The sequence below is a fragment of the Streptomyces sp. NRRL S-340 genome (assembly GCF_000720185.1).
Taxonomy (GTDB): Bacteria; Actinomycetota; Actinomycetes; order Streptomycetales; family Streptomycetaceae; genus Streptomyces.
The window spans coordinates 1-16,396 of record NZ_JOIY01000019.1 but is presented as its reverse complement, the minus strand read 5'-3'; the positions used below and the strand labels follow the sequence as shown (position 1 = coordinate 16,396).

General features: G+C 73.8%; 13 protein-coding genes and 1 riboswitch. Of the genes, 7 read left to right on the top strand and 6 right to left on the bottom strand.

Annotated features, from left to right (window positions below):
- Positions 1-13 precede the first annotated feature (13 nt).
- The 4 genes from IG64_RS16595 to IG64_RS41160 form a co-directional block, all read right to left on the bottom strand.
- Positions 14-694, bottom strand: coding sequence for a response regulator (locus tag IG64_RS16595; RefSeq protein ID WP_037856730.1), 681 nt, complete (start codon positions 692-694; stop codon positions 14-16).
- Positions 691-2,505: an ATP-binding protein gene (locus IG64_RS16590; RefSeq protein ID WP_037856728.1), complete on the bottom strand. Its 1,815-nt coding sequence runs from the start codon at positions 2,503-2,505 to the stop codon at positions 691-693. Before IG64_RS16590 ends, IG64_RS16595 begins: the two co-directional genes overlap by 4 nt.
- Positions 2,506-2,692: 187 nt before the next feature.
- Positions 2,693-3,685, bottom strand: coding sequence for a sucrase ferredoxin (locus tag IG64_RS16585; protein WP_037856727.1), 993 nt, complete (start codon positions 3,683-3,685; stop codon positions 2,693-2,695).
- Between the two features lie 70 nt (positions 3,686-3,755).
- Positions 3,756-3,893, bottom strand: a complete 138-nt coding sequence (locus IG64_RS41160; protein WP_158771578.1) for a hypothetical protein — start codon at positions 3,891-3,893, stop codon at positions 3,756-3,758.
- Between the two features lie 61 nt (positions 3,894-3,954).
- Between IG64_RS41160 and IG64_RS16580 the strand changes: the two genes are divergently transcribed.
- Both IG64_RS16580 and IG64_RS16575 read left to right on the top strand, forming a co-directional pair.
- Positions 3,955-4,380 carry a DUF3291 domain-containing protein gene (locus IG64_RS16580; protein ID WP_037856726.1) on the top strand — a complete coding sequence of 142 codons (426 nt, stop codon included), beginning with the start codon at positions 3,955-3,957 and terminating at the stop codon, positions 4,378-4,380.
- A gap of 309 nt (positions 4,381-4,689) precedes the next feature.
- Entirely contained in the window at positions 4,690-5,751 is a 1,062-nt protein-coding gene (locus tag IG64_RS16575) for a CobW family GTP-binding protein (protein ID WP_037856871.1), read from the top strand.
- 286 nt (positions 5,752-6,037) lie between these two features.
- On the opposite strand, the gene IG64_RS16570 is transcribed toward IG64_RS16575, so the two are convergent.
- Positions 6,038-8,500 (bottom strand): DNA gyrase/topoisomerase IV subunit A, encoded by a 2,463-nt coding sequence (locus IG64_RS16570; protein WP_037856723.1) that lies wholly within the window; start codon positions 8,498-8,500, stop codon positions 6,038-6,040.
- Between the two features lie 258 nt (positions 8,501-8,758).
- Between IG64_RS16570 and IG64_RS16565 the strand changes: the two genes are divergently transcribed.
- From IG64_RS16565 to IG64_RS16550, 4 genes are all read left to right on the top strand, one after another.
- On the top strand, positions 8,759-10,132 hold the full coding sequence (locus IG64_RS16565) for a M16 family metallopeptidase (protein ID WP_037856722.1): 1,374 nt from the start codon (positions 8,759-8,761) through the stop codon (positions 10,130-10,132).
- Entirely contained in the window at positions 10,129-11,517 is a 1,389-nt protein-coding gene (locus IG64_RS16560) for a M16 family metallopeptidase (RefSeq protein ID WP_037856720.1), read from the top strand. The genes IG64_RS16565 and IG64_RS16560 overlap by 4 nt, the downstream gene beginning before the upstream one ends.
- Before the next feature lie 199 nt (positions 11,518-11,716).
- Positions 11,717-11,875, top strand: a riboswitch (cyclic di-AMP (ydaO/yuaA leader).
- Between the two features lie 12 nt (positions 11,876-11,887).
- A complete protein-coding gene (locus IG64_RS16555) occupies positions 11,888-12,646 on the top strand; it encodes a M23 family metallopeptidase (RefSeq protein ID WP_037856718.1) in 759 nt (252 codons plus the stop codon).
- 252 nt (positions 12,647-12,898) lie between these two features.
- Entirely contained in the window at positions 12,899-13,555 is a 657-nt protein-coding gene (locus IG64_RS16550) for a GntR family transcriptional regulator (RefSeq protein WP_037856715.1), read from the top strand.
- A gap of 340 nt (positions 13,556-13,895) precedes the next feature.
- Here the strand turns inward: IG64_RS16550 and IG64_RS16545 are convergent, their stop codons facing one another.
- Positions 13,896-14,177: an HPr family phosphocarrier protein gene (locus IG64_RS16545; RefSeq protein ID WP_037856714.1), complete on the bottom strand. Its 282-nt coding sequence runs from the start codon at positions 14,175-14,177 to the stop codon at positions 13,896-13,898.
- 203 nt (positions 14,178-14,380) lie between these two features.
- On the opposite strand from IG64_RS16545, the gene IG64_RS16540 reads away from it, so the two are divergent.
- Positions 14,381-16,396 (top strand): GNAT family N-acetyltransferase (locus tag IG64_RS16540; RefSeq protein ID WP_037856711.1); only part of this gene is annotated, 2,016 nt, incomplete at its 3' end.

Here is a 16,396-nt window from a genome sequence, read left to right as displayed (position 1 = left end):
GTGAGCCGGGTCCTCAGACGCGGGCCGCCCACACGTAACGGTGTTCGGGGCGGCCCGCGTCGCCGTACCGGAGGGTCAGCCGGGCCCGCCCCGCGCGCTCCAGCAGCTTCAGATAGCGCTGGGCGGTCTGCCGGCTCAGCCCCGTCCGGTCGGCGACGTCCTGCGCCGACAGCGGCGCGTCCGCGCGGATCAGGGTCTGGCGTACGAGGTCGGCGGTGGTGGGGGAGTGCGCCCGGGGCGGACCCGGCGCCGCGGACGCGGACAGCGCCCCGAAGATGCGGTCCACCTCGGCCTGTTCGGCCTCCCCGCCGCCGTCCAGGGTGCGGCGCAGCGCGGCGTACGCCTCCAGCCGGGGCCGCAGGCCCGCGAACGTGAACGGTTTGACCAGGTACTGCAGCGCGCCGTGCCGCATCGCCGCCTGGACGGTCGCCACGTCCCGGGCCGCCGTCACCATGATCACGTCGCTCTGGTGGCCGCGGCGGCGCATCTCCCGGACCACGTCGAGCCCTGTCCGGTCCGGCAGATGGTGGTCCAGGAGCACCAGGTCCGGGCGCGGCAGGGCCTCCAGCCGGTGCAGCGCCTCGGCGGCGCTGTGCGCCAGGCCCGCCACGCGGAAGCCGGGCACCTTGGCGACGTACGCGGCGTTGACCCGCGCGACCCGGGTGTCGTCGTCCACGACCAGAACCTCGATCACCGTGCCTCCTCGTCGGCGGAAGCGGCGGAAGCTGCGGTGGGGCCGGAGGTGACGGTGGCGGGGCCGGACGCGAGTGGCCCGCCGGTGGTCACGGGCCCGCCGGTGGTCACGGGTCCGCCGGTGGCGACGGGTCCGCCGGTGCTGACGGGCCCGGCGGACGCGAGGGACCCGGCGGGGGCGGCGGCGGGGGCCGGGCCCGCGCCCTCCTCCAGCGCCTCGGGCAGTACCACCGTGAACTCCGCGCCGCCGCCGTGCGCCGCTCCCACCGTCGCGCTGCCGCCCTGGCGCTCGGCCAGCCTGCGCACCAGGGAGAGCCCTATGCCGCGCTTCCCGTGCGCCGGTGGCCGCTTGGTGGACCAGCCCTCCGTGAAGACCAGTTCGCGCAGCTCGGCCGGGATGCCCGGACCGGTGTCGCGCACTCTCAGGACGGCGCTGCGCCCCTGGGTGCGCAGCTCGACCTCCACGCGCGCGTGCGGCGTCGCCGCCACAGCGTCGAGGGCGTTGTCCACGAGGTTGCCGACGACGGTGACCAGGCCGCGGGGGTCGACCAGCCGGTCCGGCAGCCACGTGCGGTCCGAGATCCACAGCGCCACACCGCGCTCGGCGGCGACCGTGGCCTTGCCGACGAGCAGGGCGGCGAGCAGCGGGTCCTGGATCTTCTCGGTGACCTGCTCCGCGGTGGCCCGGTGGTCGCCGACCACCTCCCCCACGAACTCCACCGCGTCGTCGTACATCTCCAGCTCCAGCAGTCCGAGCAGTGTGTGCATGCGGTTGGCGTGTTCGTGGTCCTGGGCGCGCAGCGCGTCGATCAGGCCCCGGGTGGAGTCCAGTTCCCGGCCGAGCTGCTCCAGTTCGGTGCGGTCGCGCAGGGTGGCGACGGCGCCGCCGTCGTGGGTGGGCATCCGGTTGGCGACCAGGACCCGCTGTCCGCGCACGGTGAGCAGGTCGGTGCCGGTCACCCGCCCGGCCAGGACGTCGGTCGTACGGCCCTCGCCGAGCGCCTCGTCCAGGGAACGGCCCACGGCCTCGTCACCGATGCCGAGCAGCCGTCGCGCCTCGTCGTTGAGCAGCCGCACCCGGCCGTCCCGGTCCAGGGCCACGACGCCCTCGCGGATGCTGTGCAGCATGGCCTCCCGTTCGGCGAGCAGGGCCGCGATGTCGGAGAAGGCCAGGTCCCTGGTCTGCCGCTGCACCCGCCGGGAGACCAGCCAGGCGGCCAGCGCGCCGACGGCCAGGGCTCCGCCCGCGTACGCGAGCAGTCCTGGGATGGCGTCGACCAGGCGGGCGCGGACGCTCGTGTAGGCGATGCCGACCGAGACCGCCCCGACGATGTGGTGGCGGTCGTCGTAGAGCGGCACCTTGCCGCGGGCGGAGCGGCCCAGGGTGCCGGTGTCGATCTGCATGACCTTCTGGCCGGCCAGGGGGGCTTCGGGACTCGTCGAGACGATCCTGCCGATCTGCTGCGGATCGGCGTGCGACCAGCGTGTGCCCCGCAGGTCCATCACCACGACGTACTCGGCCCCCGTCGCGCTGCGGATCCGCTCCGCCTCCCGCTGCACCGGCCCGTCCGCGCTGGGCGGGGTGTGCTGGAGGTCGCGGGCGATCTGCGGGTTCTCGGCGGTGGTCTCGGCGATCGAGAGGGCGCGCCGCATCGCCTGGTCGTCCAGCTGGTGGCTGAGCGGCGCGAGGAACAGCCCGGTCGCCAGGACGGCGACTCCCGCGGCGATCGCCAGCTGCATCAGCAGCACCTGGGAGAACGCCCGCCGGGGCAGGCCCAGGCGTCGGCGGCGTGCGGGGGCAGTCGTGCTCATGCGGATGACGGTACGGTGCGCGACGGCGGCCGCCCCAGGTGGTGTGGCGCGGATCTCCCGGCGCAGCCGATTCCCGCGCCGCGACTGTCCGGGCCGAGCCGGTTCCGCGTGCCGCTCTCTCCCGGCCGAGCCGGTTCCGCGTGCCGCTCTCTCCCCGCCGGTTCTCCCCCGGCGGTTCCCGGCGGGCTCAGTGGTGCGGCCCGGGCACCGCCAGTTCACGGACGGCCAGCACGTCCATGCGGGCCGGGGTGCCGAGCGCCGACGCTCCGCAGCTCTCCGCGCGCGGCGGACCGGAAGCGCCCCGTGCCACGGTGACGTGCCAGCGGCGCCCGTCGACGTGGGCGACGGTCACCTCCCAGCAGGGCGCGGCTCCCTCCGGGCGCGGCGCACGGGCCGGGTCCGGTACGCCGGGAACGGCCAGCGGGGCGGTGCGTACGACGGTCAGCGCGTCGGCACGGTACTCGCCGGCCGCCTCGCGCACGGCCAGTTCGGCGGCCTGCGCGGGCCGCTCCCAGGCGCTGCGGCCCCGGCAGCCGTCGAGCACGACCCGGCCCTCCCGTACGCCGTGCAGGGCCTCTTCGACCAAGCGGGCCTCGGCGCGTCCGTACGCGTACCCGTGGGGGAGGACGAGCAGGGTGGGGGAGAAGCGGTGGCCGCCCAGGTGCGAGACCTCCCAGGTGTCCCGGACCCCGCGGGAGGCGAGTTCCGCGGCGAGGGGCCGGCCCAGCAGGGCGCAGCACCGGTCGCGCCGGCCGTTGGTGCACACGAGGGCGAGCGGGCCCGCTGTGTGCGGCCCGCCCGTCAGGACCGTGTCGAAGGTGTGGTGGTCACCCCTGCCGAGGGCGGTGAAGTCGAGGTCCAGCAACTGTTCGGGGGCTGCCGTCACCGCGCCGTGCAGCCAGGTGGCGCCGGGCAGAGTGTGGGCCGCGTACACATGCCGCATCGAAGGGGTGTGGCAGTCGGCGTGCCGTCCGGGGCGGCGGATGAGGGCCACCCGGACGCCGGTGCCCTGTGCCGCCCGCTCCAGTGCGCGTCCCAGGACCGGGTCCAGGTGGCTGGACGTGAGCGCCTCGGCGCCCCAGGGGCCGGGCTGTTCCAGCAGCAGCCACGTCGTCGCCGTGGGCGCGGTGGCGGACAACGGTTCGCCGAGCTGCCGGGAGGCGGTCGCGCACGTACTCACAGGGGCGAGCCTACTGCGGCCGGACCCCCGCGGACCGTCCGGGCCCGCCCGGCACCCCGGCCCTGACGTGTCAGCTCCTGTGCGGACACTCGCGCAGCCGCAGCCGCAGCCGCAGCCGCAGCCGCAGCCGCAGCCGCAGCCGCATCAGCTTCTCCGCGTTCTCCGCACTCTCCGCGTTCTCCGCGTTCTCCGCGTTCTTTTCTGGCATTGGATAGCAGCGCTGTCTAAGCTGGATAGCGTCACTCACCAACAGTGGAGGCGAGCCCACCGTGCCCACTCTTCCCTGGGTCACGCCCAACCCCGCCCGGCCCGGCACCACCGCCCTCGTCATGGCCTCCCGCTTCGAGCTGCGCTCCCTGAAGGACGTCCCGCGCTTCTTCCTGAAGTCCCTCTCCGCGTGGGGCCAGGTGCGCAAGGCACCCGGAGCCCTCGGGGCCTCCCTCGAGGCCCAGTTGTTCAAGGGGGTCTTCTTCACCCTGTCGACGTGGGAGAGCCGCGACGCGCTCGACACGTACGCCAGGGCGGAACCGCACAAGGGCGTCATGACCGGCCTCCGTCCGGCCATGCGGCGCTCGACGTTCACCTTCTGGGAAGTGCCCGTCGCGCACCTCCCGATCGACTGGAAGGACGCCAAGCGCCGCATCGACGAGCAGGCCCGCGCCGACGCGGCGGAAGATCCCCGCGCCACGGGGTAGGAGGGGTGCCTGCGGGCAGACGCTGTGCGCCCGCGCGTGAGGGCGTGACCCGCAGGGTCCGCGACGGTGCCCCGCGCGGGGGAGCCGCTCGCGGTCCCCGGGCCGGTGAGCGGCTCGTATCCTGGTGCGGCAGTCAGTCCGCGCGCCCGCACCGGGCCCCGTCGCCCCGGGCGCGCACCGCACCGCTGGGAGAGAGGCCGCACGGTGAGCCAGCCGCTCCGGAACCCGTACCCGGACCCGGACCGCGATCCGGGTCCCGTCGCGGCCCCGGCCACCGCCCCGCCCGCCGCGCGCCCGGGCAGCGCCCAGATCCCCGTCGTCGTGCTCGCCGGATTCCTCGGCGCCGGGAAGACCACGCTGCTCAACCACCTCCTCCACCACAGCGGCGGCAGCCGGATCGGCGCGATCGTCAATGACTTCGGGGCCATCGAGATCGACGCGATGGCGGTCGCGGGCGCACTCGGCGACTCCACGGTCTCCCTCGGCAACGGGTGCCTGTGCTGTGCCGTGGACGCGGGGGAGCTGGACCAGTACCTGGACCGGCTGACCCGCCCCGGCGCCGGCATCGACGTGATCGTCGTCGAGGCGAGCGGGCTGGCCGAGCCGCAGGAACTGGTCCGGATGGTGCTGGCCAGCGAGAACCCCCGGGTCGTCTACGGCGGCCTCGTCGAGGTGGTCGACGCCGCCGAGTTCGACGGCACCAGGGCCCGGCACCCGGAGATCGACCGGCACCTCGCCCTCGCGGACCTGGTCGTCGTCAACAAGACCGACCGCGCCGCCGACGGCGAACAGGTGCTCGCCACCGTACGGTCCCTCGTCGACCGGGCCGCCGTCGTCCCGGCCTCCTACGGCCGCGTGGACCCCGAGTTCCTGTTCGACTGCCGGCCCGGTGAGGAACGCGTCGGCCAGCTGTCCTTCGACGATCTGGGCGCCTTCGGGCAGGACGGCCACGACGACGCCCACGACCATCACGCCGGCCATCTGCACGCCGGCTACGACAGCCTCTCCTTCGTCTCCGACGTGCCGCTCGATCCCCGCCGCCTGATGCGATTCCTGGACAGCCGGCCCGACGGTCTCTACCGCATCAAGGGGTACGTCGGCTTCGGCCCGCACGACCCGCGCAACCGCTACGCCGTGCACGCCGTGGGCCGGTTCCTGCGCTTCTACCCCGAACCCTGGCCGGCCGGCGAACCGCACCGCACCCAGCTCGTGCTCATCGGGTCCGGCACCGACGTCCCCGGCCTCGTCAAGGAACTCCAGGCGTGCGAGCAGGACACCCCGCACGCCGACGAGCACGGCATGTGGGGCGTCCTGCGTTACGTCCAAGGTCCCGACCAGGAGGACGTACCCACCGAGGACCCGCCCGTCTAGGGCCGGTCCGGGACGGACCCAGCCCGCGCCAAGACGGACTCAGCCCCCGCGCCCGGGCGGGTACGACCCGCGCCGGGACGGATTCGATACCCCGCGCCCGGGTGGGTACGACCCGCGCCGGGACGGATTCGACCCGCGCCCGGACGGTGCGCCCCGCCCGCGAACGGATCCGACCGGGCGGGGACGGATTCGCCCCGGTCCGCAAGGGCCCCCGAGCGCCCCTCGCCGGGACCCGGTCGGCCTCCCGCCCAGGGCCGGCCGGCTCCCCGCCCGGCCCGGAACGGCCTCACGCCCAGGCGGGACCGGCCACCACCGCCACCGTCTTCGGCAGGGACACGCCCGAGCCGTCGCGGCGCGGGTCGATCTCCGGGAGTTCGGCCGGGTTGCCGTTCTTCTGCGCGGCCAGCGCCGGGGTGGGCCCCGCCCAGGCGAACGACAGGCAGTCCTCGCCCTTCAGGAACCGCTGGCAGCGCACACCGCCGGTGGCCCGGCCCTTGCGCGGGTACTGGTCGAACGGTGTCACCTTGGCCGTCGTCTGCACCGAGTCGTCCAGCGTGCCGCGCGAGCCCGCGACCGTGAACACCACCGCCTCCGCGGCCGGGTCCACCGCCGTGAACGAGATGACCTTGGCGCCGTCGGCGAGCTTGATGCCCGCCATGCCGCCCGCCGGCCGGCCCTGCGGCCTGACCTGGGACGCCTGGTAGCGCAGCAACTGCGCGTCGTCCGTGACGAAGACCAGGTCCTCCTCACCGGTGCGCAGCTCGGCCGCGCCGACGATCCGGTCGCCCTCCTTGAGGGTGATGACCTCCAACTCCTCCTTGTTGGCGGGGTAGTCGGGGACCACCCGCTTGACGACGCCCTGCTCCGTGCCGAGCGCGAGACCGGGCGAGGACTCGTCCAGCGTGGTCAGGCAGACCACCGTCTCGTCGTCGTCCAGGGAGATGAACTCCGCGATCGGCGCGCCGCCGGACAGGTTCGGCGCCGCCGCCGTCGGGGGCAGCTGGGGCAGGTCCACGACGTTCACCCGCAGCAGGCGGCCGGCCGACGTCACCACGCCCACCTCGCCGCGCGCCGTGGCCGGGACCGCCGAGACGATCACGTCGTGCTTGTGCCGCCTGGCGTCCGCGTCCCGCGGGAAGGGCCCGTCGTCAGACGTGCGTGCCAGCAGACCGGTCGAGGACAGCAGGACCCGGCACGGGTCGTCCGCCACCTGCAGCGGCACCGCCGCGACCTGGACGGCGCCCGCCTCCAGCAGGACCGTGCGCCGCGGGGTGCCGAACTTCTTGGCGACCACGGCGAGTTCGTTCGAGACCAGCTTGCGCAGCTCCGCGTCGGACTCCAGGATCCGCGTCAGCTCCTCGATCTCCGCGTTGAGCCGGTCCTTCTCCGCCTCCAGCTCGATACGGTCGTACTTGGTCAGCCGGCGCAGCGGCGTGTCGAGGATGTACTGCGTCTGCACCTCGCTGAGCGAGAACCGCTCCATCAGGCGCTGCTTGGCCTGCGCGGAGTTCTCGCTGGAGCGGATCAGCCGGATGACCTCGTCGATGTCCACCAGCGCCGTGAGCAGGCCCTCGACCAGGTGCAGCCGGTCGCGCCGCTTGCCGCGCCGGTACTCGCTGCGGCGCCGCACGACCTCGAAGCGGTGGTCGAGGTAGACCTCCAGCAGCTCCTTCAGCCCCAGCGTGAGGGGCTGGCCGTCGACCAGGGCGACGTTGTTGATGCCGAAGGACTCCTCCATCGGCGTCAGCTTGTAGAGCTGCTCCAGGACCGCCTCCGGCACGAAACCGTTCTTGATCTCGATGACCAGGCGCAGTCCGTGCTCGCGGTCGGTGAGGTCCTTGACGTCGGCGATGCCCTGGATCTTCTTCGCGCCGACCAGGTCCTTGATCTTGGCGATGACCTTCTCCGGACCGACCGTGAAGGGCAGCTCGGTGACGACGAGGCCCTTGCGGCGGGCGGTGACCGTCTCCACCGACACCGTGGCGCGGATCTTGAACGTGCCGCGGCCCGACTCGTAGGCGTCCCGGATGCCGGACAGGCCGACGATCCGTCCGCCGGTGGGCAGGTCGGGGCCCGGGACATGGCGCATCAGCGCGTCCAGGTCCGCGTTCGGATGGCGGATCAGGTGCCGGGCCGCCGCGATGACCTCGCCCAGGTTGTGCGGCGGCATGTTCGTGGCCATGCCGACGGCGATGCCCGACGCGCCGTTCACCAGCAGGTTCGGGAAGGCGGCGGGCAGGGCCACCGGCTCCTGCTCCTGGCCGTCGTAGTTCGGCGCGAAGTCGACCGTGTCCTCGTCGATCGACTCGGTCATCAGGCTCGTCGCCTCGGCCATGCGGCACTCGGTGTACCGCATCGCGGCGGGCGGGTCGTCGTTGCCCAGGGAGCCGAAGTTGCCGTGGCCGTCGACCAGCGGGACACGCATCGAGAAGGACTGGGCCAGCCGCACCAGCGCGTCGTAGATCGACGCGTCGCCGTGCGGGTGGAGCTTGCCCATGACCTCGCCGACGACACGGGCGCACTTCACGTAGCCGCGCTCGGGGCGCAGGCCCATCTCGTTCATCTGGTAGACGATGCGGCGGTGCACCGGCTTCAGTCCGTCCCGGGCGTCCGGCAGGGCGCGCGAGTAGATGACCGAGTACGCGTACTCGAGGAAGGAGCCCTGCATCTCGTCGACGACGTCGATGTCGAGGATCTTCTCCTCGTAGGGGTCGTCGGGCGGCGGGGTCTTCGTGCTGCGGCGGGCCATCGCTGCCGGCTCCTTGCTGAAGCGTGTGACGGGATCTGACGCCGACCATTGTGGACCGCCGGACTGACAACGTGGACCGGACCCCGCCCGGGAGGGTCCCGCGCGCCCCGCGCGCGGGACCCGTCCGCCCCGATCCGCTTCCGCTCCCGGCGTACCGCGAGCGGGAACTTCGCCAGCGGTCCGCACGCTTGCATACAGTGGCAGGACCGGCAGGAACAGGGCGGTTCCCGGACCGCCACCGCGATCGAAGGGACGCACATGCCCATGGGTCACACGGCCACAGCCGAGGCAGGCTCCGGCGGCCTGACAGCGACCGAGCACCGCCTGGCCAACGGCCTGCGCGTGGTGCTCTCCGAGGACCACCTGACCCCGGTCGCGGCGGTGTGCCTCTGGTACGACGTCGGCTCCCGCCACGAGGTCAAGGGGCGTACCGGCCTGGCTCACCTTTTCGAGCACCTGATGTTCCAGGGCTCCGCCCAGGTCAAGGGCAACGGTCACTTCGAACTGGTCCAGGGCGCCGGCGGCTCCCTCAACGGCACCACCAGCTTCGAACGCACCAACTACTTCGAGACCATGCCCGCCCACCAGCTGGAACTGGCCCTCTGGCTGGAGGCCGACCGCATGGGCTCGCTGCTCGCCGCGCTGGACGACGAGTCGATGGAGAACCAGCGCGACGTCGTCAAGAACGAGCGCCGCCAGCGCTACGACAACGTGCCCTACGGCACGGCGTTCGAGAAGCTGACCGCCCTCGCCTACCCGGAGGGCCACCCGTACCACCACACGCCCATCGGGTCCATGGCCGACCTGGACGCGGCCACCCTGGAGGACGCGCGCGCGTTCTTCCGGACGTACTACGCGCCGAACAACGCCGTCCTCTCGGTCGTCGGCGACATCGACCCGCAGCAGACCCTCGCGTGGATCGAGAAGTACTTCGGCTCCATCGCCGCCCACGACGGCAAGCCGCAGCCCCGCGACGGCTCGCTGCCCGAGATCATCGGCGGACAGCTGCGCGAGGTCGTCGAGGAGGAGGTCCCGGCCCGCGCCCTGATGGCCGCCTACCGGCTCCCGCACGACGGCACGCGCGCGTGCGACGCGGCCGACCTCGCGCTGACCGTCCTCGGCGGCGGCGAGTCCTCCCGGCTGTACAACCGGCTGGTGCGCCGCGACCGCACCGCCGTCGCCGCCGGGTTCGGCCTGCTGCGGCTGGCCGGCGCCCCCTCCCTGGGCTGGCTCGACGTGAAGACCTCCGGCGACGTCGAGGTGCCGGTCATCGAGGCCGCCATCGACGAGGAACTGGCCCGGTTCGCCGAGGACGGCCCGACCGCCGAGGAGATGGAGCGCGCCCAGGCCCAGCTGGAGCGCGAGTGGCTGGACCGGCTCGGCACGGTCGCGGGCCGCGCCGACGAACTGTGCCGCTACGCCGTCCTGTTCGGTGACCCGCAGCTCGCCCTGACCGCCGTCCAGCGCGTCCTGGAGGTGACGCCCGAGGAGGTCCAGGAGGTCGCCAAGGCCCGCCTGCGCCCCGACAACCGCGCGGTCCTCGTCTACGAGCCGACCGCCCCCGACGCACAGGAGCAGGCACCGGACGCGGACGCCGCGGCCGGCGACGACACCGAGGAGACGGCGAAGTGACCGAGCTGGCCACCATGGAGTTCCACCCCCGTCCCCAGGCGGGCGAGGCCCGGCCGTGGGCGTTCCCGGCCCCCGAGCGCGGCACGCTGGACAACGGCCTGACGGTGCTGCGCTGCCACCGCCCCGGCCAGCAGGTCGTCGCCGTGGAGGTGCTCCTCGACGCACCCCTGGACGCCGAGCCGGCCGGCCTGGACGGCGTCGCCACGATCATGGCGCGGGCCTTCTCCGAGGGCACCGACAAGTACTCCGCCGAGGAGTTCGCCGCCGAACTGGAGCGCGCGGGCGCCACCCTGGACGCGCACGCCGACCACCCCGGCGTACGGCTCAGCCTGGAGGTCCCGGCCTCCCGGCTGGCCAAGGGGCTCGGGCTGCTGTCGGACGCCCTGCGGGCACCGGCGTTCGCCGAGTCCGAGGTCGAACGGCTGGTGCGCAACCGGCTCGACGAGATCCCGCACGAGCTGGCCAACCCCTCCCGCCGGGCCGCCAAGGAACTCTCCAAGGAGCTGTTCCCGGCCACCGCGCGCATGTCGCGCCCCCGCCAGGGCACGCAGGACACCGTCGGCGCCGTCGACGCGTCCGCCGTCCGCGCCTTCTACGACCGGCACGTACGCCCCGCGACGGCCACCGCCGTGGTCGTCGGCGACCTCACCGGCGTCGACCTCGACGAGCTGCTGGGCGAGACCCTGGGCGCCTGGACCGGTTCGCGGGCCGAGCCGCGGCCCGTGCCGCCGGTCACCGCCGACGACACCGGCCGCGTCGTGATCGTGGACCGGCCCGGCGCCGTCCAGACGCAGCTGCTCATCGGCCGCACCGGGCCCGACCGGCACGACCGGGTCTGGCCGGCCCAGGTGCTCGGCACCTACTGCCTGGGCGGCACCCTCACCTCCCGCCTGGACCGCGTCCTGCGCGAGGAGAAGGGCTACACCTACGGCGTGCGGTCGTTCGGCCAGGTGCTGCGCTCCGCGCCCGACGGCACCGGCGCGGCGATGCTCGCCATCAGCGGCTCGGTCGACACGCCGAACACCGGACCCGCGCTGGACGACCTGTTCACCGTGCTGCGCAAGCTGGCCGCCGAGGGCCTCACCGAAGCCGAGCGGGACGTCGCCGTGCAGAACCTCGTCGGTGTGGCGCCGCTCAAGTACGAGACGGCCGCCGCCGTGGCCAGCACGCTGGCCGACCAGGTCGAGCAGCACCTGCCCGACGACTACCAGGCGACGCTCTATCAGCAGCTCGCCGAGACCGGCACGGTGGAGGCCACCGCGGCGGTCGTCAGCGCCTTCCCGGTGGACCGGCTCGTGACGGTGCTCGTCGGGGACGCGGCGCAGATCAAGGAGCCCGTCGAGGCGCTCGGCATCGGTCCGGTGACCGTCGTCGCCGCCGAGTAGCGGGCCGCCCGGCACGCGCGCGTGGGGCCCTGGTGACGGACGCGTCACCAGGGCTCTGCGATGTCCGGATTGGGGGAGTGGCTGCCCTTCTGCCCTGTGGTCTGCGCTACAAAAACCCGGATCTGTTTGGGATCGGAAAGCGGGCCCGTCTAGCGTCGGTCCGGCTGTTCGTCGGGCAGTGCGCCGCACCCGCGGCACCGGACAGTCATCGCCGAGTCCCCGTACGGCGCGAGCCAGGGGAGCCGGGGACCCACTCAGTCCCTGGGGTGAATCGGGCGCCGCGCACGCGCGGGGCCCGTAGGAGACCTTCCTGCTCCGAACCCGTCAGCTAACCCGGTAGGCGAGAGGGAAGGAAAGGACCAGCCACCACATGGCGTTCACGCGCGCCACCGGGAAGCACCGCCGTCCCGGACGGGTGCAGCGCACCACCGCCCGCGCGGCGGGTGTCGCGGCCCTCACCACCACCGGCGTCATCGGCACCCTCGCCGCCTCCCCGGCCCTGGCCGCCGAGACCCCGGCGCCCGCGGACACCGGCCTCACCCCGGTCGTCAGCCTCGGTGACACCGTCGCCGAGCGGGTCGACGCCCAGGCCGCCGCGCAGCTGGAGGCGGCCCGGCACAAGCAGGCCGAGGAGGCCGCGCGCAAGCGGGCCGCCGAGCAGGCGAAGAAGGCGCGCGAGGCCAAGGAGCGGGCTGCCCGCGAGGCCGAGCGCAAGCGCCTCAACACCTTCGTGCCGCCGATCACCGGCTCGTACGTCTCCACCGGCTACAAGACCGGCGGCTCCCTGTGGTCCTCCGGCTCGCACACCGGCATCGACTTCCACGCCGCGAGCGGCACCGCGGTGCACGCGGTCGGTGCCGGCACTGTCGTGCAGACCGGCTGGGGCGGGGCGTACGGCAACCAGATCGTGATCAGGATGGCCGACGGCATGTACACCCAGTACGGGCACCTGTCGTCCATCGGCGTCTCGGTGGGCCAGCAGGTCGTGCCGGGGCAGCAGATCGGCCTGTCCGGCGCCACCGGGAACGTCACCGGCCCGCACCTGCACTTCGAGGCGCGCACCGCCCCCGACTACGGCTCGGACGTCGACCCGATCGCCTACCTTCGCAAGCACGGCGTGAACGTCTGACGGCGGCACCTGAGAGGGCGCGCCCGTCCGGCAGCCCGTGCCCCCGAACACGTGGACACTGATCACGCGGACATCTGAACGACATCGAAAGCCCCGGCCGCCCGGCCGGGGCTTTCGGTATTCCCGGGCTAGGCGTTGACCAAAAAATAACCCCGGATTCCGTCGTGCGGTCGGAAATTCCCGCGCATTGTCATAGAGTCGCGGAACACGCGTTCGTCGCGGAGTTCCACGGGATCAATGCGGAGGTCGGTCATGCGCGTTCCGGCGCACTCGGTGTGCACGGCGATCCGGGACGACATCGTCGCCGGCGTCCACGAGCGCGGCGCCCGGCTCGCCGAGGAGGCCCTCGCCCGACGCTACGGCGTCTCGCGCGTGCCCGTGCGCGAGGCCCTGCGCACCCTGGAGGCCGAGGGTTTCGTCGTGACCCGCCGGCACGCCGGCGCGTGTGTCGCCGAGCCCACCGGGCAGGAGGCCGCCGACCTGCTGGAGATGCGCCTCCTGCTGGAGCCGCTGGGCGCGGCGCGGGCCGCCCAGCGGCGCACCGAGGCCCATCTGAAGGTGCTGCGCGGCCTGGTCAGGCTGGGGCGGGAGCGGGCCGACAGCGGCGGCGAGGAACTGCGGTCCCTGGCGGCCTGGTTCCACGAGACCCTGGCGCAGGCCTGCGGCAGTCCCGCGCTGACCGCCGCCCTGACCCAGCTGCGGTACAAGATCGCCTGGATGTACGGGGTGCCGGACCCCGCCGACCCGGTGGAGGCCTGGGACGAGCACGGGGCGATCGTGGACGCCGTGGCGCGCGGTGACGCCGACCGCGCCCGGGCGCTCGCCGCCCTGCACACGGAGCGGGTGACGGCCGCGCAACGTGTGAGGGCCCCGAAACGTCCCGTCAACACATCGGGCGTCCGGCATTAACAAGACTGCCGTATACAAAGAGGAAATCGACCGGAGGAAGCTCCGGGCCGTTATTCGCGCCGCCGTGAATTCGCGCGCGTTTCCGGTGTGCGCCCGATCGCGTTCTCGGTATGCGCCCGCTCGCGTTACCGCCGGGCGGCACGATCGTGATTCCGGCATGCGTGCGAACTTTTCCTTGAACGCGGTAACACGCGAAAACCGCGCCGCCCGTGAAGAAAAGGGCGACGCGGTTTTCGTGTGCGCGCTGCGCTGCGCGGCACCGCGGCCGGTGAGCGGCGGCCCGGCGGGGCCGTGGCCGCGCCCGGCACTCGGTGCGCGGTGCGCGGTGAGCGGTGAGCGGTCAGACGGTCTCGGGAAGTTCCTCGAGACCCTCGGCGACCAGCTTGGCCAGCCGGTCCAGGGCGGCGTCCGCGCCCTCGGCGTCGGAGGCGAGGAGGATCTCCTCGCCGCCCTGCGCGCCGAGGCCCAGAACGGCCAGCATGGAGGCCGCGTTGACGGGGTTGCCGTCGGCCTTGGCGATCGTCACGGGGACCCCTGCGGCCGTGGCGGCCCGGACGAAGATGGAAGCGGGGCGGGCGTGGAGGCCCTCGGCCCAGCCGACGTTGACGCGGCGCTCAGCCATGTGATGCTGCCCTTCAGTGTTTCAGGTTGTCTAGACCAGTTTCCCATACGTGAAGCACGTCCCGGACGGCACCGCGACCGGTGTCCCGGCGGTGCCGGACCGCGGCCTCGGTCCGGCAGGTGTCCGCCCAGGGCGCGTCCTCGCGCGTGTGCTCCACAGACTGCCTCGCGCCGTCGCCGGACGCGAGCCGTACTCTGGGGCCCATGCGCACCTCGTCGGACCGGCACGAGTATCCCGCCCACTGGGAGGCGGACGTGGTGCTGCGCGACGGCGGCACCGCGCGGATCCGCCCCATCACCGCCGAGGACGCCGACCGGCTGGTCAGCTTCTACGAACAGGTGTCGGACGAGTCCAAGTACTACCGCTTCTTCGCGCCCTACCCGCGACTGTCCGCGAAGGACGTCCACCGCTTCACGCACCACGACTTCGTGGACCGGGTGGGACTCGCGGCCACCATCGGCGGCGAGTTCATCGCCACCGTACGCTACGACCGCCTCGGCGCCGCCGGAGCGCCCGCCGCCGTGTCCGCCCCCGTACCGGCCTCCGCCCCCGCCGCCTCGTCCGCCTCCGCGCCCGCCGGCTCCGAGCCCGCCGACGAGGCCGAGGTCGCCTTCCTGGTGCAGGACGCCCACCAGGGCCGCGGCGTCGCCTCCGCCCTCCTGGAGCACATCGCGGCGGTCGCCCGCGAGCGCGGCATCCGCCGTTTCGCCGCGGAGGTGCTGCCCGCCAACAACAAGATGATCAAGGTGTTCACCGACGCCGGGTACACCCAGAAGCGCAGCTTCGAGGACGGCGTCGTACGCCTGGAGTTCGACATCGAGCCGACCGACCGCTCGCTGGCCGTGCAGCACGCGCGCGAGCAGCGCGCGGAGGCGCGCTCGGTGCGGCGGCTGCTGGTGCCCGGCTCGGTCGCCGTCATCGGAGCGGGCCGTGCGCCCGGGGGCGTGGGCCGCACCCTCCTCGGCCATCTGCGCGAGGCCGGTTTCACGGGCCGGCTGTACGCCGTCAACCGGGCCTTCGGCCAGGAGTGCGAGGAGATCGACGGGGTGCCCGCCCGCCGCTCGGTGCGGGAGATCGACGGGCCGGTCGACCTCGCCGTGGTCGCCGTACCGGCCGGACAGGTGCCCGAGGTGGTCACCGAGTGCGGCGAGCACGGTGTGCAGGGACTCGTCGTGGTCTCCGCCGGGTACGCGGAGAGCGGCCCGGAGGGGCGGGAGCGCCAGCGCGCCCTGGTCAGGCAGGCGCGCACGTACGGCATGCGGATCGTCGGGCCGAACGCGTTCGGGATCGTCAACACCTCGCCGCAGGTCCGGCTGAACGCCTCCCTCGCCCCCGAGATGCCCCGGCCCGGCCGGATCGGCATGTTCGCCCAGTCCGGCGCCATCGGCATCGCCCTGCTCTCCCGGCTGCACCGGCGCGGCGGCGGGGTGACCGGGGTGACGGGCGTGTCGACCTTCGTCTCCTCCGGCAACCGCGCGGACGTCTCCGGCAACGACGTCCTCCAGTACTGGTACGACGACCCCGACACCGACGTCGCCCTCATGTACCTGGAGTCCATCGGCAACCCGCGCAAGTTCACCCGGCTCGCCCGGCGCACGGCGGCGGTGAAGCCGCTCGTCGTCGTGCAGGGGGCCGGCTCGGCGCCCCAGGGGCACGCGGTCCGGGCGACGCGGCTGCCGCACGCCACGGTGTCCGCGCTGCTGCGGCAGGCCGGCGTGATCCGGGTCGACACCATCACGGAGCTGGTCGACACCGGGCTGCTGCTGGCCCGGCAGCCGCTGCCCGCCGGGCCCCGGGTGGCGATCCTCGGCAACTCCGAGTCGCTGGGCGTGCTCACCTACGACCGCTGCCTGGCCGAGGGCCTGCGCCCGCAGCCGCCGCAGGACCTCACGACGGCCGCCTCCGCGGAGGACTTCCGGGCGGCGCTGTCCCGGGCGCTGGCCGACGAGACGAGCGACGCGGTGGTGGTGACCGCGATCCCGGCCCTGGGGGAGGGGGCCACCGAGGACGCGGCCCTGGCCGACGCGCTGCGCTCGGCCGCCGAGGCGACCCCCGGCAAACCGGTGCTCGTGGTCCACGTCGAACTGGGCGGCCTCGCGGAGGCCCTCTCGGCCGCGGCCAGCACGGGCCCGCACTCCAACGGCACCCCGCCCCAGCCCGTTCCTCCCGCCCCCGGTCTCCCGACGGCCCCGCCCCCCGGCCCCTCCGCGGCCCCGCCC

Bases quoted from the DNA above. Each gene is read 5' to 3' on its own strand.
- IG64_RS16550 (WP_037856715.1), top strand. From the start codon at position 12,899: ATGCGCGTTCCGGCGCACTCGGTGTGCACGGCGATCCGGGACGACATC.
- IG64_RS16555 (WP_037856718.1), top strand. From the start codon at position 11,888: ATGGCGTTCACGCGCGCCACCGGGAAGCACCGCCGTCCCGGACGGGTG.
- IG64_RS16570 (WP_037856723.1), bottom strand. From the start codon at position 8,500: ATGGCCCGCCGCAGCACGAAGACCCCGCCGCCCGACGACCCCTACGAG.
- IG64_RS16590 (WP_037856728.1), bottom strand. From the start codon at position 2,505: ATGAGCACGACTGCCCCCGCACGCCGCCGACGCCTGGGCCTGCCCCGG.
- IG64_RS41160 (WP_158771578.1), bottom strand. From the start codon at position 3,893: ATGCCAGAAAAGAACGCGGAGAACGCGGAGAACGCGGAGAGTGCGGAG.
- IG64_RS16565 (WP_037856722.1), top strand. From the start codon at position 8,759: ATGCCCATGGGTCACACGGCCACAGCCGAGGCAGGCTCCGGCGGCCTG.
- IG64_RS16545 (WP_037856714.1), bottom strand. From the start codon at position 14,177: ATGGCTGAGCGCCGCGTCAACGTCGGCTGGGCCGAGGGCCTCCACGCC.